Below are 1,325 nucleotides of genomic sequence, written 5' to 3'. Positions count from 1 at the left end.
ATGAGGCCGCAGCCGAGCATTATTTCCACGGGTGCTCCTGAGGCATCATCGCCGCTCCGAACACGCTCGGGCGGACGTGGATTCCGAGGTCCTCGAAGCGCTCGAGGAAGCGTGGGCGGACTCCCGTGGGCACCGGCTTGCCGATGAAGCGGCCCGTGGCGTCCACCCCCGCGGCGAAGTCGAACACGAAAGCGTCCTGGAGCGTCACGACGTCGCCCTCCATGCCCTGCACCTCGGTGACGTGGGTGATGCGCCGCGTGCCGTCGCGCAGGCGGGAGATCTGCACGATGAGGTTCACGGCGGAGGCGATCTGCTCGCGGATGGCGCGCAGCGGCAGGTCCATGCCGGCCATGAGGACGAGGGTCTCGAGCCGCGCGACCGCGTCGCGCGGCGAGTTCGAGTGCACGGTCGAGAGCGAGCCGTCGTGGCCTGTGTTCATGGCCTGCAGCATGTCGAGCGACTCGCCGCTTCGGACCTCGCCGACCACGATCCGGTCGGGGCGCATGCGGAGGGAGTTCCGGACGAGGTCGCGGATGGTCACCTGGCCCTTGCCCTCGGTGTTCGGCGGGCGGCTCTCGAGGCGCACCACGTGGTCCTGCTGGATCTGGAGCTCAACGGCGTCCTCGATCGTGACGATGCGCTCGTCGCCCGGGATGAACGAGGAGAGCACGTTCAGGAGCGTCGTCTTGCCCGTGCCCGTACCGCCCGAGACGATGATGTTGAGCTTGGCCTTGACACACGCCTCGAGAAGCTCGGCCATCTCCGGGGTGAGCGTCCCGAAGCTGATGAGATCGCGGACCGTGAGGGGGACCTTGCCGAACTTGCGGATGGTGAGTGACGAGCCGCCGACCGCGAGCGGCGGGATGACCGCGTTGACGCGTGAGCCGTCCGCGAGGCGCGCGTCGACGAGCGGCGAGGACTCGTCGATGCGGCGGCCCACGCGGGAGACGATCCGCTCGATGACCGTGCGGAGCTGCTCCTCCGAGGTGAACTGCAGGCCCGAGTGAACCAGATGGCCCTTGCGCTCGACGTAGATCTGATCGTGGCGGTTGACCATGATTTCGGTGATCTCGTCGTCGTCGAGAAGGCGCTGGAGCGGCCCGTAGCCGAGCACGTCGTCCTCGATGTCGCGGAGCAGGCGAGAGCGCTCGGCCGCGCTGAGGGGCACGTGTTCCTCGTCGATGACCTGGGTCAGCTCCTCGCGGGCCGCGGTGCGCAGCTCCTCCTCGGTGGCTCCGGAGTCGCTGAAGCGCGAGCCCATGCGCTCGAAGAACGCCGTGGCGGCGCGCTGCTTGAGGCCCGCGAGGGCGTCCGTGGGCAGGGTA

General features: G+C 68.8%; 1 protein-coding gene. It reads right to left on the bottom strand.

Annotated elements, in window-relative coordinates:
* Positions 1 to 19: 19 nt before the first annotated feature.
* The gene (locus ACLN58_RS22275; protein ID WP_415857385.1) at positions 20 to 1,321 is read right to left on the bottom strand and encodes a CpaF family protein; all 1,302 of its coding nucleotides are present in this window, start codon (positions 1,319 to 1,321) and stop codon (positions 20 to 22) included.
* Between the last annotated feature and the right edge of the window lie 4 nt (positions 1,322 to 1,325).

It is taken from the genome of Sinomonas sp. G460-2, assembly GCF_047759905.1.
Classification (GTDB): Bacteria; Actinomycetota; Actinomycetes; order Actinomycetales; family Micrococcaceae; genus Sinomonas.
The sequence above is the reverse complement of the archived record's forward strand: the minus strand, read 5'-3'. Positions and strand labels throughout refer to the sequence as shown.